This is a genomic window from Comamonas sp. C24C, from assembly GCF_053345995.1.
Window position 1 is genome coordinate 1 of record NZ_JBKFBC010000007.1, and the last position, 22,274, is coordinate 22,274.

19 protein-coding genes and 1 pseudogene are annotated in these 22,274 nt (G+C 58.1%); 15 read left to right on the forward strand and 5 right to left on the reverse strand.

The window, feature by feature from the left end; all coding sequences use genetic code 11:
* The 11 genes and pseudogenes from rfbC to ACLBXN_RS13910 form a co-directional block, all read left to right on the forward strand.
* On the forward strand, window positions 1–372 hold a 372-nt coding region (gene rfbC / locus ACLBXN_RS13860; RefSeq protein WP_447612496.1), incomplete at its 5' end, for a dTDP-4-dehydrorhamnose 3,5-epimerase.
* A gap of 4 nt (window positions 373–376) precedes the next feature.
* A complete protein-coding gene (locus tag ACLBXN_RS13865; protein WP_447612497.1) occupies window positions 377–1,549 on the forward strand; it encodes a nucleotide sugar dehydrogenase in 1,173 nt (390 codons plus the stop codon).
* A gap of 32 nt (window positions 1,550–1,581) precedes the next feature.
* A pseudogene (gene galU / locus ACLBXN_RS13870) lies at window positions 1,582–2,448 on the forward strand (UTP--glucose-1-phosphate uridylyltransferase GalU).
* Window positions 2,449–2,578: 130 nt separating this feature from the next.
* Entirely contained in the window at window positions 2,579–4,132 is a 1,554-nt protein-coding gene (gene pgi, locus ACLBXN_RS13875) for a glucose-6-phosphate isomerase (RefSeq protein WP_447612498.1), read from the forward strand.
* A 21-nt stretch (window positions 4,133–4,153) separates the two neighbouring features.
* Window positions 4,154–5,194, forward strand: a complete 1,041-nt coding sequence (locus tag ACLBXN_RS13880) for a glycosyltransferase family protein (protein WP_447612499.1) — start codon at window positions 4,154–4,156, stop codon at window positions 5,192–5,194.
* Window positions 5,191–6,210, forward strand: coding sequence for a glycosyltransferase family 29 protein (locus tag ACLBXN_RS13885; RefSeq protein WP_447612500.1), 1,020 nt, complete (start codon window positions 5,191–5,193; stop codon window positions 6,208–6,210). The genes ACLBXN_RS13880 and ACLBXN_RS13885 overlap by 4 nt, the downstream gene beginning before the upstream one ends.
* Before the next feature lie 92 nt (window positions 6,211–6,302).
* Complete coding sequence (locus ACLBXN_RS13890; protein ID WP_447612501.1) at window positions 6,303–8,324, forward strand: capsular polysaccharide biosynthesis protein; 2,022 nt, start codon at window positions 6,303–6,305, stop codon at window positions 8,322–8,324.
* A gap of 157 nt (window positions 8,325–8,481) precedes the next feature.
* The gene (locus ACLBXN_RS13895) at window positions 8,482–9,918 is read left to right on the forward strand and encodes a capsule biosynthesis protein (RefSeq protein WP_447612502.1); all 1,437 of its coding nucleotides are present in this window, start codon (window positions 8,482–8,484) and stop codon (window positions 9,916–9,918) included.
* Between the two features lie 140 nt (window positions 9,919–10,058).
* Window positions 10,059–11,249, forward strand: coding sequence for a hypothetical protein (locus ACLBXN_RS13900; protein WP_447612703.1), 1,191 nt, complete (start codon window positions 10,059–10,061; stop codon window positions 11,247–11,249).
* A complete protein-coding gene (locus ACLBXN_RS13905) occupies window positions 11,246–12,631 on the forward strand; it encodes a cytochrome P450 (protein WP_447612503.1) in 1,386 nt (461 codons plus the stop codon). The genes ACLBXN_RS13900 and ACLBXN_RS13905 overlap by 4 nt, the downstream gene beginning before the upstream one ends.
* Complete coding sequence (locus ACLBXN_RS13910; RefSeq protein ID WP_003054158.1) at window positions 12,628–12,975, forward strand: hypothetical protein; 348 nt, start codon at window positions 12,628–12,630, stop codon at window positions 12,973–12,975. Before ACLBXN_RS13905 ends, ACLBXN_RS13910 begins: the two co-directional genes overlap by 4 nt.
* A gap of 192 nt (window positions 12,976–13,167) precedes the next feature.
* Here ACLBXN_RS13910 and ACLBXN_RS13915 read toward each other — a convergent pair whose 3' ends face one another.
* The 5 genes from ACLBXN_RS13915 to ACLBXN_RS13935 form a co-directional block, all read right to left on the reverse strand.
* Window positions 13,168–14,148, reverse strand: a complete 981-nt coding sequence (locus tag ACLBXN_RS13915; RefSeq protein WP_447612504.1) for a Bug family tripartite tricarboxylate transporter substrate binding protein — start codon at window positions 14,146–14,148, stop codon at window positions 13,168–13,170.
* Between the two features lie 203 nt (window positions 14,149–14,351).
* Entirely contained in the window at window positions 14,352–15,356 is a 1,005-nt protein-coding gene (locus ACLBXN_RS13920; RefSeq protein ID WP_447612505.1) for an alpha-ketoacid dehydrogenase subunit beta, read from the reverse strand.
* Entirely contained in the window at window positions 15,346–16,329 is a 984-nt protein-coding gene (locus ACLBXN_RS13925) for a thiamine pyrophosphate-dependent dehydrogenase E1 component subunit alpha (protein ID WP_447612506.1), read from the reverse strand. The genes ACLBXN_RS13920 and ACLBXN_RS13925 overlap by 11 nt, the downstream gene beginning before the upstream one ends.
* Window positions 16,330–16,331: 2 nt before the next feature.
* Window positions 16,332–17,114, reverse strand: a complete 783-nt coding sequence (locus tag ACLBXN_RS13930) for an HpcH/HpaI aldolase family protein (RefSeq protein WP_343677664.1) — start codon at window positions 17,112–17,114, stop codon at window positions 16,332–16,334.
* On the reverse strand, window positions 17,111–18,421 hold the full coding sequence (locus ACLBXN_RS13935) for a Rieske 2Fe-2S domain-containing protein (RefSeq protein WP_447612507.1): 1,311 nt from the start codon (window positions 18,419–18,421) through the stop codon (window positions 17,111–17,113). Before ACLBXN_RS13935 ends, ACLBXN_RS13930 begins: the two co-directional genes overlap by 4 nt.
* A 184-nt stretch (window positions 18,422–18,605) precedes the next feature.
* Between ACLBXN_RS13935 and ACLBXN_RS13940 the strand changes: the two genes are divergently transcribed.
* The 4 genes from ACLBXN_RS13940 to ACLBXN_RS13955 all read left to right on the forward strand — a co-directional run bounded on the left by ACLBXN_RS13940 (window position 18,606) and on the right by ACLBXN_RS13955 (window position 22,180).
* Complete coding sequence (locus tag ACLBXN_RS13940; RefSeq protein ID WP_447612508.1) at window positions 18,606–19,397, forward strand: IclR family transcriptional regulator; 792 nt, start codon at window positions 18,606–18,608, stop codon at window positions 19,395–19,397.
* Between the two features lie 16 nt (window positions 19,398–19,413).
* Window positions 19,414–20,352 (forward strand): PDR/VanB family oxidoreductase, encoded by a 939-nt coding sequence (locus tag ACLBXN_RS13945; RefSeq protein WP_407713305.1) that lies wholly within the window; start codon window positions 19,414–19,416, stop codon window positions 20,350–20,352.
* Window positions 20,353–20,600: 248 nt separating this feature from the next.
* The gene (locus tag ACLBXN_RS13950; protein ID WP_447612509.1) at window positions 20,601–21,104 is read left to right on the forward strand and encodes a hypothetical protein; all 504 of its coding nucleotides are present in this window, start codon (window positions 20,601–20,603) and stop codon (window positions 21,102–21,104) included.
* A gap of 383 nt (window positions 21,105–21,487) precedes the next feature.
* On the forward strand, window positions 21,488–22,180 hold the full coding sequence (locus ACLBXN_RS13955; RefSeq protein ID WP_447612510.1) for a substrate-binding domain-containing protein: 693 nt from the start codon (window positions 21,488–21,490) through the stop codon (window positions 22,178–22,180).
* The last annotated feature ends 94 nt before the right edge of the window (window positions 22,181–22,274 follow it).

Here is a 22,274-nt window from a genome sequence, read left to right on the forward strand (position 1 = left end):
TACCAGCTGCCACCCCATGCCCAGGGCAAGCTGGTGCGTGTGATCTCGGGTGCGGTGTTTGATGTGGCCGTGGATATCCGTCGCAGCTCGCCAACCTTTGGCCAATGGGTGGGAGCGGAGCTGAGTGCCGAGAATCACCACCAGCTCTGGATTCCACCGGGCTTTGCCCACGGCTTTGTGGTGCTCAGCGACACGGCGGACTTTGTCTACAAGACCACGGCCTATTACGCGCCCGAGTCGGATCGGGGCCTGCTCTGGAACGACCCCGACATCGGCATCACATGGCCCCAGCTCGATATCGAGTTTTCCTTGTCGGAAAAGGACAGGAATCAGCCCGCATTCAAGCAGGCCGAGGTGTTTGAAAAGGATTGAAAAAATGAACAAGATTGCGATTGCGGGAACAGGTTACGTAGGCCTCTCCAATGCCATGTTGCTGGCACAGCACCATGAAGTGGTGGCGCTTGATATTGACGAGCGTAAAGTAGATCTGCTCAATGACAGGAAGTCTCCCATTGTGGATGCCGAAATTCAGAGTTTCCTGGCGGAAAAGAAACTGAACTTCCGCGCTACTCTGAATAAGCAGGATGCCTATATTGGTGCGGATTTTGTCATCATCGCCACGCCTACGGATTACGACCCGCAGACGCAATACTTCAATACCAAGTCGGTGGAGTCGGTGGCACGAGAGGTGATGGCCATCAATCCGGATGCGGTGATGGTGATCAAGTCGACGGTACCTGTCGGCTTTACCAAGCGCCTGAAGGAGCAACTGGGTAGTGAGAACATTGTTTTCTCGCCAGAGTTTTTGCGTGAAGGCAAGGCCCTGTATGACAACCTGCATCCCAGCCGCATTGTGGTTGGGGAGCGTTCCGAGCGCGGTCAGCAGTTTGCCGATCTGCTGTGCGAGGGCGCCATCAAAAAGGATGTGCAGGTCTTGCTGACGGACAGCACCGAGGCCGAGGCCATCAAGCTGTTTGCCAATACCTATCTGGCGATGCGCGTCGCGTATTTCAATGAACTGGATACCTATGCGGCCGTGCATGGGCTGGATACGCGCCAGATCATTGAAGGGGTCAGTCTCGACTCACGCATTGGCGGGCACTACAACAACCCATCATTTGGCTACGGCGGTTACTGCCTTCCCAAGGACACCAAGCAGTTGCTGGCCAACTATGCCGATGTTCCGCAGAGCCTGATGCATGCGATTGTGGAGTCGAACCGAACCCGCAAGGATTTTGTTGCGGAGGATATTCTGAAGCGCAATCCTAAGGTGGTCGGTATCTATCGCCTGGTGATGAAGGCTGGCTCGGACAATTTCCGTGCTTCTTCCGTCCAGGGGGTGATGAAGCGTCTCAAGGCCAAGGGTGTCGAAGTGGTGGTGTACGAGCCTGTGCTCGATGCTCCTGATTTCTTTCACTCCCGCGTTGTCAAGGATTTGGCGGAGTTCAAGCGGATTTCCGATGTGATCGTGGCCAATCGTGTTGTGGATGAGCTGGCAGATGTGCCGCAAAAAATTTATACGCGCGATTTGTTTGGCGGTGATTCCTGAGACTAATTTTTGACATTGAAAGACGCGTGAAGATGAAGGTAAGAAAAGCCGTATTCCCGGTCGCGGGTATGGGGACCCGTTTTTTGCCTGCCACCAAGGCCAGCCCCAAGGAGATGCTGCCTGTGGTGGATAAGCCGCTGATTCAGTATGCGGTGGAAGAGGCCTTGGCAGCAGGCATCAAGGAAATGGTGTTTGTGACTGGCCGCAGCAAGCGCAGCATCGAAGACCATTTCGACAAGGCTTACGAGCTGGAAAATGAGCTGGAGCGTCGCGGCAAGACCGAGATGCTCAACTATGTGCGAAGCCTGATGCCCGCGGACATGAAGTGCGTCTTCATCCGCCAAGCCGAGGCCTTGGGTCTCGGTCATGCCGTGCTGTGTGCACAGCCTGTAGTGGGCAATGAGCCGTTTGCCGTGTTGCTGGCCGATGATTTGCTGGATGGCGAGCCGGCGGTGATGCGCCAGATGGTGGATGTGTACGACTAGTACAAGTGCTCGGTGCTGGGCGTGCAGCAAGTGTCGCGCGAAGACACGCGCAGCTATGGCATCGTGGACAGTAAGCTGCTCAAGGAAGACTTGGAGGCCGTGCACGCGATTGTGGAAAAGCCAAAGCCTGAAGAAGCGCCTTCCACCCTGGCCGTGGTGGGGCGCTATGTGCTTACGCCGCGCATCTTCCATCATCTGGCCCGCCTGGGTAAGGGCGCCGGTGGAGAGATCCAGCTCACTGACGGGATTGCTGCGCTGATGAAGGAAGAGCAGGTGCTGGCCTATCGCTATCAAGGCAAGCGCTATGACTGCGGCTCCAAGATCGGCTACCTGGAGGCCACCTTGGCCATGGCACGCAAGCACCCTGAGGTGGGTGAGCAGTTTGAGCAACTGCTGCAGTCGTTGAAGGTCTAACTATTCAGAAAAGCTTCTGATCCTTTATGAACAGGGACTGGAAGTCTTTTTATTTATTTTTTATTTTGTGAATGTGTGCTGAAAAGCTTTTCGAAAAAGCCATGGTGCGCTGTGAGCAGGGAGAGTGAAAATGAAAGCCATTGATGAGGCAGCGCGACCTGGTGTCTGGGAAAAACTGCAGGTCTTAGCCGGCAATTGCGGGACTGAACTGAGTTTGCTCAGCGCGCTGGGACAGGTGTCTCGATTTGAACATCTGAGCCTGCAGGCACCTCATGTTTTGCTGGATTGCTCCAAATCCTTCTGGGATGAGGCTGTGCTGGAGGCCTTGCTGCAATTGGCCAGGGAGGCCGGTTTGGCACAGCGGCGCGATGCCTTGTATGACGGGGCTGTGGTGAACGAAACAGAGCAGCGTCCGGCCTTGCATGTGCGTTTGCGGGCTCCTTTGGCACCGCAGGGCTGCTCCATGTCAGAGGAAGAATGCCATGTGGGCCTGCGCGCCATGCATGCTTTGGCGCAGCAGTTGCGCGAACAGGCCCGTTTTACGGATGTGGTGCATATCGGCATTGGTGGCTCGGGCCTGGGGCCTGAACTGTTGCTGCAGGCACTGCAACCCTGGTGTGTAGGCGGGCCGCGTGTGCATGTGGTGTCCAATATGGATGGACATGATCTGCATCAGGCGCTTCAAGGGCTGGAGCCCGAGCGGACATTGTTCGTCGTGGCTTCCAAGTCCTGGTCCACGGCCGAGACGCAGCGCAATATGGCATCGGCCAAGGCCTGGGTATGCGCCGCGGGCGACCTGCATTGGCCCGATCATTTTGTCGCAGTGTCTTCGCGTGAGGACCTTGCTCGGCAGAGCGGCTTCACCCAGACCCTGCATATCCCGGAGGGGATTGGCGGGCGTTTTTCCATCTGGTCTGCAGTGGGATTGCCGGTGGCTCTGGCCGTTGGACCGGCGGTTTTCGAGCGTTTGCAGGCTGGTGCAGCGGAGATGGACGCGCACTTTGCCCAGGCGCCACTGGAGCGCAACGCGCCGGTATGGCTTGGTTTGCAGGATGTGTGGTATGGCAGCTTTTTGCGTATGCCGGGGCGTTGTGTTGCTCCATATCACCATGGTTTGCGCCGACTGCCGGCTTATCTGCAGCAGCTGGAGATGGAGAGCAATGGCAAGCAGGTGCGTGCAGATGGCACGCCTGTGGGCTATCCAACGACCGGCATGGTGTGGGGTGAACCTGGCAGCAATGGTCAGCATGCGTTCTTTCAGTGGCTGCACCAGGGAACCCAGAGTATTCCGGTGGAGTTCATTGCCGCTCGCACGGCGGCCCATGGCTTGCCGGAGCACCAGGAGGCCTTGCTGGCCAATGCCCTGGCACAGGCACAGGCGTTGATGCAGGGAAGCAAGGCCGGGCCTGGGCAACTGGCCGGTCATCAGGACTTTCCGGGCAATCGCCCCAGCACCTTCATGTTGCTGGATGCATTGACTCCCGAGTCGCTAGGAGCCTTGCTGGCTCTGCATGAGCACCGCGTATTTGTGGCAGGCACGGTATGGGGCATCAACAGCTTTGACCAGTGGGGGGTGGAGTTGGGCAAGACGCTGGCCAAGGATTTGCGCACGCGTATTGATTCCGGCAATCTGTCTGGGCTCGATGCTTCCACGGCAGGGTTGCTGGCGTACTGCCGGGCCTGACCCAATTCAGTGGAGTTTTGAATGGCGCGCGTTGCGTTCGTGGCATGCAATAAGCGGGCTGACCGCTATTTGCAGGATCCATCTTTTGTTTATCGTTGCATGAATCTTGCCCACGGTATCAAGGCTTTGGAGCATGAGGTCTGGAGCGGCCATTTATCGGCACTGCCATGGACGCAGCGCTGGGACGTGCTCGTATTGCACAGACCCAGGGCCACTTGGCGCTTCAAAGCAACATTGACCTGGCTACGGCACAGAGGCACCAAAGTGCTGGCCGATGTGGATGACTTGATCATGGACCCTGCCCAGGCTGTCTATAGCCCAGGCGTTGTAAACGGTTTGGTTGATCTGGCCACGACACAAAGGCAATTTGCGGCGCACCTGGAAGCTTTGAGTTGTATGGATGGTATTTCCGTTTCAACAACTCCTTTGGCAGAGGAAGTGCGTCGAGTCTTGCCCGGGACAAAGGTAGCCGTGGTGCCGAATGCCGTGCATCACAACTGGAGGGATTTGCCGCCGCTCATACCTAGGTCTTCTGCCAAGGTTATGACGTATTTGCCAGGGACACGTAGCCACGATCGGGATTTCGCGAAGCTGGTACCTGCGCTGGAAAGAGTGCTGCACCGGCATGCAGATGCGCAGTTGAGGGTGACAGGCCCCCTGAATTTCGCATTGAATGCTCGGAAAGATCAGTTGATGCACCAGGCGAAATTGCCGTTTGAGCAGTATCACCATTGCTTTGAAGGTGCTGCGATCAATCTTGCTCCATTGGAGGACTCGCCCTTTACCCGCTGCAAGTCGGCGTTGAAGGTGATGGAGGCCGCGTGGTGGAACGTACCTACGGTGTGCTCGAACTTGCCTGATGCCATTCGCTTTGAAGGAGCAGGAGCCTTACGTGCTAGCTCTGACAAGGACTTTGAGGAGCATCTGGAATATTTGTTGGGGAATGATGAAGCTTTGAATGCTCAGTCAGAGGGATTGCGCGAGCGCGTGTTGCCGTTGGCCGATGTCATGAGGACCAGTAGCACCTGGCAGGCGTTCGCGCTGGAGCAGGTGCAGGCATGAGGCTATCTGCATGGAGCGCCTTTTTCAAGGCTCGCAAGCGTCGTGGCTTGGGTCTCTATGACCGGCAGACCTTAGAGCTTTATGCCCAGGCAGTGAGATATGGCGGTTCTTTGGCTTACCCATGGATGATGCTGGGGTATGTGCAGTTCTTGCGCGACCTGGGGCGTGTACCGCCAAGACGCTGGATACATGAGTTGTTGGACGAACTTCCACGTATGGGGGCAGTGGGCCGCCAAGGTGTTCTGCGTTTGGTCGCTGAGTTTTTACCGGAATTGGTGCCAAGCTTGGCGTTTCGATTCAAAGGAAAACAAGCCCTTCCTCCCGCATTGGCCAGATATGCCGCAGATGCGGAACAGGCGCATCTTGGTGAGGTGGACTCTTTACAGGCGCAATGGCGTACTGAGTTTATTCAGTGGCTGCAACTTCAACGCAAAGCAAAAGGCATCTGCGTGGTGGGCAATGCAGGAAGCCTTCGTAGTCAGCATTTGGGATTGGCGATTGATTCTCATGCTGCGGTAATCCGTTTCAATCAGTTCCCCCGCGAAGATGCACTGGCTCAGAGTGTGGGAGTGTGCACCCATGTGTGGGTATTGTCCCCAGGGTATCAGGGACCTGTACCTGAAGGTGTTCATTGGGTTGTGATGGCCGGGCCCGACGTGCGTTACACATTACGTCGTTGGACTCTGTTGAAGCCATTGTTGGAAGGCGGCACCAAGGTGTTGACTGTGCCTCTGCCAGTGTGGCGGAAATTGGTGTTTCGCTTGCAGGCACCACCTAGCGCAGGTGTTTTGCTGTTGCAGTGGTTGTTTGACATGAATGAGTCATGGAGCGGCATTGCGATCGCTGGTATTGGTGAGTGGGCAGGTTTGGGCTCCTATCACTTGGCATTGGCAGACCATAAAGCTGATGGCCGCCATCAGTGGATGAAGGAGCGTGCATTGGTGGTGCAATGGGGCGAGAGCGGGTTAAGGAAGTTGGAGTCGGGGCCTGAAGAGAGTGCGGCGGCGATTTCGTGATGCGCGGCAACTACCAAGACTCCCGGCTGGGTATTTTTTCGAGAGGAATACTTCGTCTTCCTCTGCTTGCGGTGTTGCTTAAGGCGACGCCAGTGCGCTTGCGCGCGTGGAGCGCCGCCCCGGTTGATGTGGTAGCCGGCTGGGGTCTACGTCCTACCACTCGGAAGGCTGTGGCCTATGCCGGCAAGCATGGTTTGCCTTATGTGGCGCTGGAAGATGGCTTTCTGCGCTCCTTCGGGACAGGAGAGCATTTTCCGCCGTTGTCGCTGGTGGTTGATGATGCAGGCATTTACTACGATTGCACGCGACCCAGTGCATTGGAGCACCTGCTGAGCAGCGCTGCCGATGTGCTGACATCAGATGCCGCGCTGGTGCGGCAGGCCCGCGAGAGGCTGCTTTCAGCGGGCCTCAGCAAATACAACCATGCACCGGATCTGCCTGCAGGTGTACTGCGCGCTGATGATGTTCAGCGGGTTCTGGTGGTGGACCAGACTGCGGGCGATATGAGCGTGGTAAAGGGCGGGGCGGATGCCGCTACGTTTGAAGCCATGTTGGCGGCAGCGCTGGACGAGAACCCGCAGGCCACTGTCTATGCCAAGACCCACCCCGAAGTGACTTCGGGCCGCAAGGGTGGCTACCTGACGGGTGTGCAGCCCGATGCCCGTACGGTGGTACTGCGCGACGCCGTCAACCCGATGAGCCTGATTGCTCAGATGGACAAGGTCTATGTGGTCAGCTCGACCATGGGTTTTGAGGCCTTGCTTGCCAGCAAGCCGGTGGTCTGCTTTGGCGTGCCCTGGTATTCGGGCTGGGGAGTGACGGATGATCGCCAGCCGCAGCATGTCGCCATGCTGCGCCGCGCTGGCCGCAGGCGCTCGGTGGACGAGTTGTTTGCTGCTGGCTATATGCACTACACCCGATATCTGAATCCTGAAACAAGGCAGTTGGGCTCCATCGCAGATGTGACGGTCTGGCTGGAAAGGCAGCGGGAGATGGCTCGTCGTTTCTCGGGGCGCATGATTTGTGTCGGTTTTCCGCGCTGGCGTGCCTGGAATTTTCGGCAGATGCTTTCCTTGCACGCAAAGCGAGTGGTCCATGCACGCAACGCAGCAGCCGCAGCCGCGCTGAAGCCCGCAAGTGATGATTGCCTGATCTGCTGGGGGCGGATGCCGCCAGTAGGTGTACAGGAATTGGCGGATGCCGCTGGCGTGCGTCTGCTGCGCATGGAGGATGGCTTTGTCCGATCGGTGGGTCTGGGCTCCGACCTGATTCCGCCGCAGTCCTTTGTGCTGGATGCCAAAGGGATTTATTTCGACCCGGGTCAGCCTTCGGAGCTGGAGGATTTGCTCAACACCAGGGCATTCACGGTGCAGGATCTAGAGCGTGCACAAAATGTGCGCGCCTTCATCGTCGAGCACGGCATCACCAAGTACAACCTGGAGCCCAATCGCCCAGTGGACTGGTTCAGCTCGGATGGTCCGCAGGCCAGTCGGCAGGTGGTGCTGGTGCCGGGTCAGGTGGAGGACGATGCCTCCATTCGCTTTGGCTGCGATGCCGACGGCGTCTGCACGAATCTGGGTCTGATTCAGGCAGCGCGCACAGCGTTTCCGGATGCTTTCATTGTCTTCAAGCCGCATCCCGATGTGAGCAGCGGCAATCGCAAAGGCCATGTCGAGCCGGCCCTGGCCTTGCTGCATGCCGACCACATTGAACAGGGTGCGTCGGTGGTCAGCTGTATCGATGCCTGCGATGTGGTGGTAACCATGACCTCGTTGACGGGCTTTGATGCCTTGCTGCGCGGCAAGCAGGTAGTGGTGCACGGGCGCCCGTTCTACGCAGGCTGGGGGCTGACACAGGATCACTTGCCCGTGCCGCGCCGAAGCCGCACGCTGTCACTGGATGAGCTGGTTGCGGGGGCGCTGCTGCATTACCCCCTGTACTGGGATCCGGTGCTCAGGGGCTATACCAGCTGCGAGGCGGTGCTTAGGCGCTTGCTGGAACAGCGCACGGCGCTGGAGCAGTCTGGCGGTTTGCAAGGCTTGAAGTCTGGCTGGCTGCGGCGGCAATGGCGCAAAACCAGGGTGCTGCTGCGGTCGATTTTGTCGGACTGGTGACACTTACCTTTTTTTGCAATTATTTTTCATCGATTTGTTGTCATCGTGCAGTGATGTGCGCGGGCGTCTTCCGGTGAAACCCCTAAAATACAGGGGTCATGCTCATGACGCCTCCATAGAAATACCAAGCGGCCTGACAGCCCGCAGTCCCATACGCATGAAGAACAAGAGTGGATTTGCGTCTAAACGTGTTTTGTTGCTGCAAGGCCCGGTAGGGCCTTTTTTCTGGAACCTGGCCAAGGACTTGCGCTCGGTGGGGGCGACTGTCTTCAAATTCAACTTCAATGCCGGGGATTGGCTGTTCTACCCGCGCAAGGCGCATTCGTTTCGCGGAGAACTGACGCAGTGGCCTGAGGTGCTGGAGGCCTTCATCATCAGGCATCGGATAGATGCCGTGCTGCTGTTCGGCGATTGCAGGCCCATCCATGCCTGCGTGCGCTCCATGACCGAGCGTCTGGGCTGCGCCTTCGGGGTCTTTGAAGAAGGCTATCTGCGGCCCGATCACATCACCTTTGAGCCCATGGGTGTCAACGGGCATTCGCATTTCGAAAAGCGACTGGCCATATGGCTGAAACAAAGGACGCAGCATGAAGACGTGCTGCCGCGTTCTCATTCAAACGGGCCGGCGACAGACTCGTGGAAGAAGGTCGGAAACTCGTTTTGGCATTCGGCCATGTGGGGCATGCTGTATTTTTTTGCGGCCTGGCTGGGTCAGTGGTTCTGGAATAACGCCCTGCATCACCGAAGCATGACGGTGCGCGATGCTCCCTGGTGGTGGCTGAGCTATCTGCGCAAATTCTGGTATCGGCGCACGGAAAAAGAGACTGAAGATCGGCTGCTCGGTGATCTGCGCAAGAAATTCTTTCTGGCTCCCTTGCAGGTCTATAACGATGCCCAGATCGTGGTTCATTCGAACTATGACTTCGTGACGGATTTCATCAATCACGTGCTGCACTCGTTTTCCCGGGCCCAGGCGCTGGAGCGCACGAATGGTGTGCCCGAAGGTGGAAAGTCGATTGCGGAGGACGTGGTGGTCTTCAAGCACCACCCCATGGACCGCGGACATAGAAACTACGCCAACATCATTCATCTGCTGGCGCGGCGGCATGGTCTGCAGGGCAAGGTGTTCTATATCCATGACCAGCACTTGCCTTCCTTGCTCAAGAGCGCCAAGGGCGTGGTGCTGGTTAACAGCACGACCGGGCTTTCGGCATTGGGCCATGGCGCTCCCGTGAAGGTCTGCGGCAATGCCTTGTATGACCTGGAAGGCTTGACCTATCAGGGCAAGATGAGGGACTTCTGGTTTCGGGCCCATCAGGCGGTTCCCGATCAGGAAATGCTCTCGCGCTTTCGCAAGGCCTTGATAGAGTGCACGCAGATCAACGGCAGCTTCTATCGCCGGCTGTCGGCGGTTTCCTGGCACTGCGGGGCTGCGCTGGATGGACAGATGGCCCAGCGCCTGTGGGGCGGCGGCCTGTCGGTGGATCCTGTACTCTGGCCCGAAGAGGCTGCGGAGCCAGTCTTTGTTTCCAGGCCGGTCAACCAGAAAGATGCCATGTCTTCCATGCTGCAGGGGGTCGCCTCTGTCGAATAAGCCTTGGTATGGAGGGGCCAATGACTAGCAGCGAAAAGAACATCTCATTCGAGTCTTCCGAGAAGAGAGAGGGTGGCGAGCGCCTCGTGATCTTCATGGGCGGCTTTGATCCGCGCGGTGCAAGGCACTATCACCAGTTGATGCGCGCCGAGGCGCAAAAGCAGCCCGTGACTTCTGCGGATCGAAAATACGCGATTGGCGGCAGAGAAAAATGGAGCGCGGCTGAGCACGGCCAGGAGAAATCGCTGCATTCCCGCTGGAAAGTCTCTCAGACGGACTCCGGAAACTCGGCTAGCGCCGATTTTGTTTTTTTCGACTGGCATGATCAGGTCCGTCTGCACTGGCCTTCAAGTCGGGCAGAGGTTTTCCGCCAGGCCGTGGGCACCTATGTTTCGATCTGGAACTTGAGGCAGTGGCTCAAACCTGTGCGGGAGCAGGCGCGCTTTACCCTGTGGGCGCTGATGTATCCGCTGTTTTACATGCTGCTGGTGTTGCTGGCCGGATTGGGCATGGGCTCGATGCTTGTCAGCGCCTGGGATGCCTTGCCGCCAGCGGGCGCAGCCGCGCTGATGCTGTCGGCAGTCGCTGCCGTCGGCTGGGGCGGCCTGGTGCTGGATGGCTATCTGCATGTCAGCTGGCTTCTGAGGATTCTGAACTTTGCCCATGTCAGTTCACGGAAAACCTTTCCCGTGCTGGATGCACGCATCGAGACTATGGCCGCCGAGGTGGCGCAGGCCCTGCAGCAGCAGCGCTGGCGCGAAGTGGTGGTGGTCGGTTTCAGCGTGGGCAGCGTGCAGGCTTTGAAGTTGACTCAGGCACTTCGTCGGAAACTGGCAGAAAGTCCCTTATCCTTGCATGCTTCGTGCAGGCCGCTGGTGAATCTGGTCACCCTGGGCAATTGCATTCCGCTGTTCGGGCTGTTTCCTGGCGCCGGTGCCTTGCGGCAGACCTTGCGCGAGATTGCCGTGGATGAAGCGGTGTACTGGGCCGATATTTCTTCCCCCAGCGACAGCGTGTGCTTCGGCATGTGCGATGTGGTGGGCTTGTCATTGCGCGAGGATGGGCGCAAGGATGAAACCCAGGCCGCCAGCCCCATTATCGAGGCCGGCAAGCGCCGGGCCCAGTGGGGATTCAACCCGCAGGCGATGTGCTCCCCGCGCTTTCACAAGCTGTTTTTGCCGACAACCTACCGTTGGTTGCGCAGGAACAAGATGCGTATGCATTTTCAGTATCTGATGGCCGGCGAAGTTGCCGGTGCCTATGACTATTTCGAGTTGCTCACCAGCGCCGGTCCGATGCGTGACTATATAGAGAGGAAATTGGTGCGATGAGTCGTTTCTGCCCTGCCTATCCCAAACCCCACCCTGAGCAGACATCGAAGCTGCGCATGTTCTGGCATGCGCGGCGCTCCTGGATGGACGCGCTATTCGAGCGCAGCTACAGCATGCAGATGGGCGAGGTCCATCTGCCCGGCGTGGATCTCTACATGCTCAATGACACCCAGGAAGTCAAGCGAGTCATGCAGAGCGAGGCGCAGCAGTTTCCCAAGAGCCATCTGTTGCACGAGTCGCTGGAGCCCTTGCTGGGGGACAGCATCTTCACGACCAATGGCGAGCAGTGGCAGCGTCAGCGCACCATGATGAACCCGGCGTTTGCCCAGGCCCGCGTGAACGTCGCGTTCCCGCGCATGCTGGGTGCCGCGCAAGCCATGCTGGAGCGCCTGGATGCCGTGGATGAGGAGCAGCCCTACGACATCGAGATCGAGATGACTCATGTCACTGCCGATATCATTTTCCGCACGATTTTTTCCACGCCCTTGCAGGGGCCCGATGCGCATCGCATCTTCGACGCCTTTGCCCGCTACCAGGCGCTTGCCCCCAAGCTCATGCTGCCGGCTTTGTTCGGCGTTCGCTGGCTGACCATGCCCTGGTATCGCTGGCAGAGCAACCAGGCTGCGACGGAGATTCGCGGCCTGCTGCACGCCATGATCAAGCCGCGCTATGAAGCGCATCTGAGGGGCGAGGCCGAGGAGCAGGAGGATATTCTTGCCGCCTTCATGCAGGCCAAGGATCCTAATACGGGCGAGCCTTTCAACGAGGAAGAGTTGGTCAATCAGGTTGCCATGCTGTTTCTGGCGGGGCATGAAACCTCTGCCAGCGCACTGACCTGGGCCAGCTATCTGCTGTCCCAGTCTCCCGACATACAGCAACGTGCCTACGAGCAGGTGCTGGAGGTGGCCGGTGATCGTCTTCCGCAGCAGGCCGATATGAAGAGTTTCTCGCAGGTCTGGAATATTTTTCGCGAGACCTTGCGCCTGTTCCCGCCAGTGGGCTTCTTTGCGCGGGAGAACGTGCAATCCTGCCCCATCCGGGGCAAGCAATTGAAGGAGCGCAGCACGGTGGTGGTGGCACCCTGGCTGCTGCAACGCCACCGCAAATGGTGGCAGAACCCCGATGCCTTCGATCCTGATCGCTTTGACCGTGAGGAAGACAAGGAGGCGATCAAGCATGCCTACATGCCTTTCAGCATGGGCCCGCGTGTCTGTCTGGGCGCTGCATTTGCCCTGCAGGAAGCGGTCCTGATTCTGGCCTGCCTGCTGCAGCGCTATGAAATCCTGCCTGCACCAGGCCATGTGCCGCAGCCCGTGGGGCGGTTGACGATTCGCTCCGAAAATGGAGTGCGTATCAAGTTGCGCAAGAGAGAGGCTGCATGAAGGAGCGCCTGGCAGGTTTTGTGTTGATGTGCGCCGTCGTCCCGCTGGCGGTCGTGGGCTGGCTGATTCTTTGCTGGGTCGGCCTGTTCGGCAAGACGGAGCGGGGCAGGGCCGGAGTGCGCGCGCTGGACCATTTCGTCAATGCCGCAGTGCTCAATGGCTATGCCTGGGAAAGCGTCTCATCGCATGCCTGGCGCGAACGCGAGAACAAGCGCTGGGCGCGCTGGGTGATCAGGGTCACAGACCACTTCCAGAAGGATCACTGCATGCGCGCCAACAAGCGCGAGCAGCCCGTGGTGGACCTGATCCTGAAAAAAGGCCTGCAGGGCCAGACGATCAAATAGCTGTTTACCTGGGCTGTCAGTTTTCATTGCGCACGGTTCTCTTCGGGGCAATCGCTTATCAGCAGCATGTCTGCTCATGGATCCTAAGTAACGTTTAGCAGCTCCACGGGCACGGAGTGTTGAGGATGGCTCGGAGCTTTTCACTGACTCGTCCGACATCTGCAGTTTGGATTCTGTTGAGCATGGCGGGCTTTACTGCTGGGCCTGAATGCCGATCCTGGTCATGAAAGCCGGCCAGCGTTTCGCTTCTTCCTGCATAAAGTTACCGAATTGCTCGGGAGTGCTGGACTCGATCGTCAAGCCATAGCCCACAAACGGTTGCGCGAAGTCGGGGTTGGCGAGAGTGGCTTTGACGGCTTTGTTGAGCGTATCCACAATGGGCTCCGGAGTTCCGCTGCGAACCACCAGGCCCCACCAGACACTGATATCGACAGAGGGATAGCCTGCCTGTTTCATCGTAGGAATACCCGGTAGAGCAGGGATTGGCTTGTCTCCAGTCACGGCAAGTGCGCGAAGTCGTTTCCCCTCGACCTGTGGAATCACTGTCGATCCTGCATCGAAGATCATGGTGATGTTGCCGCCCATCACATCGTTGAGGGCCTGAACGCTGCCCTTGTAGGGAACACGCAGGAGTTTGATATCGGCTGCCTGTGAAAATAGCTCGCTTGCAAGATGAAGACTTGTGCCGTCTCCCAGAGATGCGTAGCTTGTCTTACCAGGATTCTTTCTTGCCAGTGCAACCAGATCTTCAACGCTATAGGCAGGAGAATCGGCCCGAACAGTGAGAATGAGAGGCGATGAAAACAATCGGGAGACCGGAATAAAATCCTTTATCGGAGCGTAAGATAATTGCCGATAGATCCCGATATTGGTGGCCATGCTGGACATGGAACCGAGCAAAAGCGTGTATCCATCTGCGGGGGCTCGTAAAGCAGACTCCACGCCGATCACTTGATTGGCGCCCGGCTTATTTTCAATAATCACCGGCTGTTTTAGCTTGTCACTGATATTTTTGGCGAGTGATCGAGAAAATGTATCAGCCAATCCGCCTGGAGGGTAAGGTACGATAAGTCGGATCGGCTTGCTGGGATAAATCTCGCTGGCGTGGACGCCCGTCATTGCAATTGTGCAGGTGGCAATGGTGATGCACGAGAATTTAAAGTTGAATCTCATGGGTTGTCTCCGATATAAGTTTTTAATGCCCGTCAAAAATATGAATGTTGGCCTTGAATTATTAGTTGCCCCTGGTGTGAAGCATTGCTTTATGGCTATGCTGCCTGCAACTGAAGAAATGGCATGTGTGTGATCTCAAGTTATGATAGATATTTTGATCAGTGAATGGATCTTGAGATTATTTAATTTTCGAGGATGAGAAATTAACCGACGAGTTCTCGTGCTTTTTGCAAAATACTGCCTGCATCAGGAATGACAGCGGTTTGCAGATGGGGCGCTGCGGGAATGCGAATATCCGGAGTTGCCAGACGGATCACGGGTTTCTTGAGGGCTGTGAAGGACTCGGCATGGACGCGGGCCGCAATCTCGGCGCCGAACCCGCCGGTCAGGTTGGCTTCATGGACGATCAGCAATCGACCGGTTTTCTGCACGCTTTGCTGCAGCGTGGGCCAATCGAAAGGCGCTAACCAGCGTGCATTGATGACCTCGGCATTGATGCCATGCTCGGCTTGCAAGGCGTGCGCTGCTTCATGAACGCGGTGCAGCATGCTGCCCCAGGTCACGATGGTCAGGTCGCAGCCGCCGCGTGTGATGTGAGCGTCAAAGCTGCTTTGCGCCGGGCCGTTCAGGGTGACCGGCTCCGTCAGGGTGTGATAAAGCCCCCGGTTCTCGATGATCAGACTCGGGTCATTGCAGGCGATGCCAGTCAGCAGCATGTCGTAGGCATCCTGCACGGTCGCCGGCAGCCCGACCCGTAGACCGGGCACATGGGCAAACATGGCCTCGAGGTTCTGTGAGTGCTGGGCGCAGGAGCCGGGCAGGGCGCCTTGCTGCGTGCGGATGGTCATTGGGGCCTGCAGCTTGCCGGCCGAGACATAGCGCACATTGGCAGCCTGATTCACGATCTGGTCCATGGCGACCAGGCTGAAGTCGATCCACATGATCTCGACAATAGGTCTGAGGCCACACATGGCAGCGCCGACAGCGGTGCCCAGCATCGCGGTTTCACTGATCGGCGTGTCAAAAACCCGTGCGCTGCCGAACTCCTTTTGCAGATCCTTGGTGACCCCGAAAACGCCACCGGGTTTGGCCACATCCTCGCCGAAGAGCAAGGTTTCAGGCATTTCCTTCAAGGCTCTGTTCAAGGCAGCGTTGATGGCCTTGGCGTAGCTCAGTTGTAGGGTCGATGTGGTTTGTTCATGCTGCATAGAGGTGTTCCATCACGGTGTCGGTAGAGGCCAGGGGGGCTTTGAGTGCCTTGGCGGTGGCCGCGTCGATATGGGTGGCGGCATTGAGGTGGATGTTCTGAACCTCGGCATCGGACACACCGCTGAGTTGCAGGCGCTGACCCAGGCGCACGATGGGCTCATGTAGCTTGGCATCGGCAATTTCACGGGCCGTGCGGTAGCTCTGCATGTCGCCGATGTAGTGGCCCACCAGGCGCTGCGTCATCATTTCGATGAGCACAGGCCCATGGCCATTGCGCACCTTCTGAGCGAAATGCTCCATGCATTGCTTGACGCCCAGGATGTCGTTGCCATCGATGCGTACACCGTCCATGCCGAAGGCGCGGGCACGCTTGAAAAGTGCGGCATCGCGCACGGTGTCGGCAATCGGTGTCAGCTCGGCATAGGTGTTGTTCTCGCACAGAAAAATCACTGGCAATTTCAGGTAAGAGGCAAAGTTCATCGCCTCGAAAACGCCTCCTTGATTCATTGCCCCATCACCGAAGGCGGCGATGGTGAGGCTGCCGTCCCTGGCCATCGTGCTGGCCAAGGCGGCGCCGCAGGCTATGGGGGCACCGGCGCCGACGATGGAGTTTTCGCCAAAAAAGCCCCATTCAGGCGCACTGAAGTAGGCAGAGCCGCCACGGCCCGCGCATACCCCGGTCTCACGGGCCAGCAATTCCGCCAGGATGGCTTCGGCTGGAACGCCGCAGGCATGGGCCCAGCCATGGCCGCGATAGGTGGAAAACACCCGATCGCCGGGTTGGCGGGCAGCGCAGGAGCCGCTGTAGATGGCCTCCTGGCCTATGCACAGGTGAACGGAGCCCTGAATTTCGCCGCTTTTGCGCAGGTCCGCAATCCTCTCTTCCAGCAGACGTATGCGGATCATTTGCTCCAGCAACTCCTTTGCCAGAAAGACCTCGCTGTCGTTGATCGGCTCAATGGAATATTGCATCGTCATCTCCTTTTATTTGCGAGCTCTTCGAATCGTTGAAGCAGTTGGACTGCGGAGTTCAGCAGCACGCCCATATCGGAGCCCGGCACAAACATGCGGGCTCCCGCCTCCTGGAAAACGGCCATGTCTGGGGGCGCGCACAAAATGCCTGAGGCCTTGCCCAGGCGAGTCGCGGTCTGTATGGCCTGGACGCAAAGCGCCACCACGCGCTCATGCCGGGGCTGGCCCAGCAGGCCGATGTCTGCGGCCAGATCATGCGGGCCGAGAAAAACGGCATCGACATGGCTGCTGCTTTGCAGAATTGCTTCGAGGTTTTCCACGCCCTGCAGCGATTCGATCTGAATGATCAGTGAGGTTTGTTGGTTGGCCTCTTGCAGGTACTGCTGGTTTCTGCCGTATCGGGCAGCTCGCACCGAGCCGGCGATCCCGCGCTGTCCCAGGGGCGGGTAGTAGGCGTAGCGCACCAGGCGCTGCACTTCTTCCGGGGTTTTGACGTTGGGGAGCATCAGCGAACGCACGCCCAGATCCAGCGCGAGCTTGATCGTGAACTCGTCGATCATGGGCAGGCGCAGCACGGCTTCGGTGCCGCAACCCTTGAGGGCGCACAGTTGTGCATGAAGGTTGACGGCATTGTTAGGCGTGTGCTCGTTGTCGAACAGCAGAAAGTCGAGACCTATTTCGCCAAGGGCTTCGGAGATCTGTGGGCTGTAGGTGCAGCAAAACAGGCCGACGACCTGTCGGCCGGATTGCAGCTTTTGCTTGAGGCTGCTGGCGATCGTGTTCACGCCACGATGCCCTGCTGGTGGCCGAAGCGCTCGACCATCACTTCGTGCAGCCTCTTGTCCCTGTGCGCCACCCAGCCGCCGGAACGCATCTTGTATGACGCGGCATGGGCTGTCGCCCTGGGGGCTTGCTGTGTTTCCTTCAGTGCACGCACCGCCTGCAGCATGTGGCGACGAAAGCGCGCAACGCCCACATCGGTCGGAAAGAGGTGCTCACGGGTGCGGTCGGCAATCGAGCCTTGGCTGTCCTGAATGGCAGCATCTTGCTCGGAGACGCCCTCGATGCCCGTGAAGCTATGGCTTTTTTGGGCGGCACGGTCAATCAGGTAGTCGTTGCCCTTGGTGCGCAGAGGAATGTAGTTCTCGTCGACTTGCGCGTGCACGGTATGGCCCATCTTGCAGCGGGCGATTTCCTCATCGCTCAGCGGGCGATCGGGGTTCCACGTGTAGGTGTAGATCCAGCAGGAGTGGTCATCCACGGGCACAAAGGTCTGACCGTGGTAGTTCTCTCCAGGAAAGGCACTCGGCACCAGAGCATGGTTGGGATGCATGAACTGGGCAATACGCCAGTACAGATCGTCGTCGTCGGCCTTGCGCGCGCCACCAATCGTCAGGCCTACATCGGTTTCCAGTACCTCAAATTTGGGCATCGGGTCGTCCTTGACCCAGCGGATGCGTGCGTTCTGGGCGGATTGTGCGCCGATAGCAGCGTGCTGCAGCTTGCTCAGTGCTTCTTCTTCGTCCTTGGCAATGACCATGTGAAGAAAGGAAAAATGGGCGGTGTCGATGGCGCCTTCCAGGCATTGCGCCCAGTTGCAGTCCTGCCATTTCTTGGAAACATAAACATGAGTCGGGGGAACGGTGGTGAATTCCATGGCCGGGAACTCGGGGGCTTCTTCCTTGGGGCCCATATAGGCCCAGATGTATCCTCCCGCTTCGTGGGTTGGGTAGGACTTGATATCGAGCTTTTCACGGCAGGTCCCTGGAGCGGCAATCGGAATGTCGATGCATTTGCCATGGCGATCAAACTTGAGGCCATGAAATACACAGCGAATACCGCCTTCTTCATTTCTGCCGTAATAGAGACTGGCGCCGCGGTGCGGGCAAACATGATCCATCAGACCTACAAAGCCAGCGGTATCTCGAAAGGCCAAAAGGTCTTCGCCAAGGACTTTCACTTTCCTGGGAGAGCCATCGGCCTCGGGAAGTTCGCAGGAAAGCAAAACGGGTTGCCAGAATCTCCGGAAATACTCACCCGTCCCCGTTTCAGGCTGAGTGGATGTCAATAGCTGATTTTCTTCATGGTTCAAGATGAAAGCTCCGCGTTATTGATGGGTTTGATTCCGTGGGATCGGAGTCGGATTGGTGTGTTCTCTGTTTGACCTAACTGGGTGGTGGCAAAGCCGGAATACGTATATATTGTTTTTGAAATCGGAACAAAAAATATATTTCGTTTCGCATGTCGAAACAGCGTTCTACACAGCGAGTCAATCTATGACCGATCTTCTTAAAGACGACAAAAATCCCTCAGATCGACAGTTCGCCTACACGCTTGCCAGAGGCATGGATGTGCTGCGTTGCTTCTCGCCGGAGCGTGGAAGTCTGAGCAACAAGGAGCTTTCGGAGTTGACGGGTATGCCGAAAGCGACGGTTTCCCGCTTCACCTATACCTTGATGCAATTGGGCTATTTGCGCTCTGACAAGGATACGGGCCGCTATCTGCTGGCTCCGGCGATCCTGACCCTGGCCTACCCTTTGCTTGCGAATCTCGGGGTGCGCCAAATGGCCAGGCCCGCCATGCATGATTTTGCAAATGCGGTTCAAGGTTCGGTGTCTCTCGGTTTTCGGGAGCGCATGCAAATGGTTTATGTGGAGACGGCAAGGGCTCGCTCTGTGTACTCAGCCAATATGGCTGAAGTAGGGATGGCACATTCGATGATTTCGAGTGCAATTGGTCGTGCCTATTTATGTGCCTGCACTCCCGTGGAGCGGGATGCCTTGCTCAATGAGGCCAAGGTGAAAACACCCGAGCTATGGGAAAAATTTGGCGAGGCGGTGGAGCGTAGCTTGGCGGAATATCGAGTAAAGCGCTTTTGTTATTCGTATGGTGATTTGAGGCCTGATATTTATGCAGTGGCGGTTCCCTTGATCCGGGAACCGAATACGGAAATTGCCGTCATGAATTGCGTGCTGCAGTCATATCAGGTGGCAAAAGGCGAGCTTGAGTCCAATTACGGCCCTCGATTGCTGTCGCTGGTTGGCAGTTTGACGGGGGTGTTGCAATGAGGTAGGGGAGTCCACAGTGGGAAAAATCAAGGTCAAGGTGACGAGGAAAACGGCGGAAACCGATGAAATATCCAGCTACCGGCTGGAAGCTGCTGGGCCACAGCCGTTGCCGCACTTCTCACCGGGATCGCATATTGACGTGCATCTGCCCAATGGCCTTATCCGTCAGTACTCGTTGATGAACACGCGGGGTGCGTATTACGAGATCGCCGTCCTCAGAAGTCCGCAGGGTCGTGGCGGGTCGATCACCATGCACGCAGCGGTAAAGCAGGGCGACGAGCTCTGGATCAGCGCACCGCGCAACCACTTTGCACTGCGGGAGGATGCCGCACATTCGCTGCTGATAGCTGGCGGCATCGGCATCACCCCCATGGTGGGTATGGCGCGTCGTCTGCAGGCACTGGGATGCGGCTTTCGTCTGCACTACGCAGCACGCAGCCGCGACAGGATGGCGTTCCATGGCCTATTGGCTGCAGAGCTGGGCGAACACGCGCAGTTTCACTTTGATGGCCAAAGCGGGCTGGATCTGGCAGCCTTGCTGGAGAATCCCGGTGCCGATACCCATCTTTATGTGTGTGGCCCCAAAGGTCTCATCGACGCGGTCCTTGGCTGTGCTCAAAGCCTGGGCTGGGCTTCGGATCGCGTGCACTACGAATTGTTTGCTGCGGAGGTCTCGCAGGCCGACTCCAGCGGATTCGACATAGAAATTCAAGGTCTGGGCCGGATCGTGCGGGTGCCAGAGGGCGTCTCGGCAGTCAATGCGCTGGCCGCTGCAGGTATACAGATTCCGGTCTCGTGCGAGCAAGGCGTGTGCGGTACCTGTCTGACCAGGGTGGTCGAAGGTGAGCCCGAGCATCGCGACATGTACCTCACGGATGATGAAAAACGGTCTTGCACCGTTTTCCTGCCTTGTTGCTCACGGGCCAAGTCCAGCATGCTCGTGATTGCGCTCTGAGCGCATGGCACTATCGAGCTTGCTTGCGCTGCATCTGTGGGCGGTGAGATATGGGGCGGGGCGATCAAATAAGAGGCTGGCCGCCCCGTTCAGCCGATTGAGCCGAATCCGCGCATTACGCCTCTTTACGCTTCGAGATTGATACAGGTCAGCGGGAATGGGCCCTGGCGCGTTAAGGACTGAAGCGTTTCCGCGATGAAGCGCGATCTCGCCGGCCCCACGGTGATCTATATCGAGCATGGAGAGGTATGTCCAATCGCACTTCAATCATTCGCAGTCTGGCGGCCTTGGCGCTGGTTTGCGCAGCGGGTGCCGCCCAGGCCCAGGCCTATATCAGCGGCTCCATCTCGGGGCAGCTGGCGCCCGGGGTCTACGGTCAGGTCAATATCGGCAATGCGCCGCCGCAGCTGCTTTATGCCCAGCCGATGTGGGGCGGCCCGGTAGTGCCGCAGGTGCAGCCCATCTATATGTGGGTACCGCCCGGCCATTCGCGTAACTGGCGCCGTTACTGCGGTCGCTACCATGCCTGCGGCCAGCCGGTCTATTTCCTGCGCAATCCGCCACCCCATTGGCGTGCAGGACCTCCGCCCCATCACCATCACGACAGGCGCGACTGGCGTGATGATCGCCGCGATCATCGTCACTGGGACAGAAGCGATCGCCACGACCGACGTGACTGGGACAGGCATGACCGTGACGACCGGGGGCGCGGCCATGGTCACGGTCGTGGACATGGACGCCATGGCGACTAAATTAGGGGTTAACCACTAAATTTACTGTTGCTTATGCACAGCAATGATGGCCGAATGCTATTGAAAAAATAGCATTCGGCCTTTTCTCTTTATTGGCTCCACACTCTGTTTGTAGGTATTTATACGTGATATGAGCAAGCACTTTGCTATGCCTTCCTGGCATAGCTGCTAGCGGAGGGCTTGCCTAGTAGGGGCGCTCGGGGCTGCCGACAATAGTCTCATTCGTTTTGACTAGACGGTTGCCCTTGCGCAAACCCTGTCGAGCGCCCCAGTCCTGCCGGTGCAGTGTGCCGCAGCTTGAGGGAGTAGCTCGCAAAGCCTTGAAGGCTGGGTTGCGGAATCTGGCAGGGCAGCCACCGCATCCACTTCAGGAGTCTTTCGGCATGAGCGCAGCACTCAAAGGCATTTCTTCCATGGCAACCCGCCAGGTCCTCGCCGATCTGGCAGCAGCCTGGCAGGAGCAGGGCGGCGAGCCGGTGCAGATCGAATCCGTGGGCGGTGTGGATGCCGCGCAGCGCGTGCAGTCTGGTGAAGAGTCCTTCGATGTGGTCTTCCTGGCCTCCAACGCCATCGACAAGCTGCAGGCCGCTGGCCGCGTGGTTGCAGGCAGCAAGGTGGATCTGGTGCTCTCCAGCACCGCTGTCGCCGTGCCTGCCGATGCGGCCCAGCCCGATATCGGCTCTGAGGAGGCCGTGCGCGCTGCCGTGCTGGCCGCGCCCAGCATCGGTTACTCCACCGGTCCCAGCGGCGTGGCGCTGCAAAAGCTGTTCGAGCGCTGGGGCATTGCCGATCAGATCCAGTCCCGCATCGTGCAGGCCAGGCCCGGCGTTCCCGTGGGCTCCATGATTGCTTCGGGCGAAGTGGCGCTGGGCTTTCAGCAGCTGAGCGAGCTGATCCATGTCGAAGGCATCCGCATCGTGGGCGGCCTGCCTGCCGCGATTGCCATCGACACCGTGTTTTCGGCCGGCCTGGTGGCGGGCTCGGCCCATGCCGATGCCGTGCAGCGCCTGCTGGCCTTCATGGCTTCGCCTGAGGCCGCAGCGGCCAAGCGCCGCCAGGGCATGGAACCCGCTTGAATTGATTCGTGTCCAGGCGGGGGCCTGGGCACTGCACCCCATCCAGCAAAAGGGCAGTCATAGCCCTTTCGTGACGGACGTACCAGATGCCTTC

Bases quoted from the DNA above. Each gene is read 5' to 3' on its own strand.
- ACLBXN_RS13865 (WP_447612497.1), top strand. From the start codon at position 377: ATGAACAAGATTGCGATTGCGGGAACAGGTTACGTAGGCCTCTCCAAT.
- pgi (WP_447612498.1), top strand. From the start codon at position 2,579: ATGAAAGCCATTGATGAGGCAGCGCGACCTGGTGTCTGGGAAAAACTG.
- ACLBXN_RS13880 (WP_447612499.1), top strand. From the start codon at position 4,154: ATGGCGCGCGTTGCGTTCGTGGCATGCAATAAGCGGGCTGACCGCTAT.
- ACLBXN_RS13885 (WP_447612500.1), top strand. From the start codon at position 5,191: ATGAGGCTATCTGCATGGAGCGCCTTTTTCAAGGCTCGCAAGCGTCGT.
- ACLBXN_RS13895 (WP_447612502.1), top strand. From the start codon at position 8,482: ATGAAGAACAAGAGTGGATTTGCGTCTAAACGTGTTTTGTTGCTGCAA.
- ACLBXN_RS13900 (WP_447612703.1), top strand. From the start codon at position 10,059: ATGCGCGCCGAGGCGCAAAAGCAGCCCGTGACTTCTGCGGATCGAAAA.
- ACLBXN_RS13905 (WP_447612503.1), top strand. From the start codon at position 11,246: ATGAGTCGTTTCTGCCCTGCCTATCCCAAACCCCACCCTGAGCAGACA.
- ACLBXN_RS13910 (WP_003054158.1), top strand. From the start codon at position 12,628: ATGAAGGAGCGCCTGGCAGGTTTTGTGTTGATGTGCGCCGTCGTCCCG.
- ACLBXN_RS13915 (WP_447612504.1), bottom strand. From the start codon at position 14,148: ATGAGATTCAACTTTAAATTCTCGTGCATCACCATTGCCACCTGCACA.
- ACLBXN_RS13920 (WP_447612505.1), bottom strand. From the start codon at position 15,356: ATGCAGCATGAACAAACCACATCGACCCTACAACTGAGCTACGCCAAG.
- ACLBXN_RS13925 (WP_447612506.1), bottom strand. From the start codon at position 16,329: ATGCAATATTCCATTGAGCCGATCAACGACAGCGAGGTCTTTCTGGCA.
- ACLBXN_RS13940 (WP_447612508.1), top strand. From the start codon at position 18,606: ATGACCGATCTTCTTAAAGACGACAAAAATCCCTCAGATCGACAGTTC.
- ACLBXN_RS13950 (WP_447612509.1), top strand. From the start codon at position 20,601: ATGTCCAATCGCACTTCAATCATTCGCAGTCTGGCGGCCTTGGCGCTG.
- ACLBXN_RS13955 (WP_447612510.1), top strand. From the start codon at position 21,488: ATGAGCGCAGCACTCAAAGGCATTTCTTCCATGGCAACCCGCCAGGTC.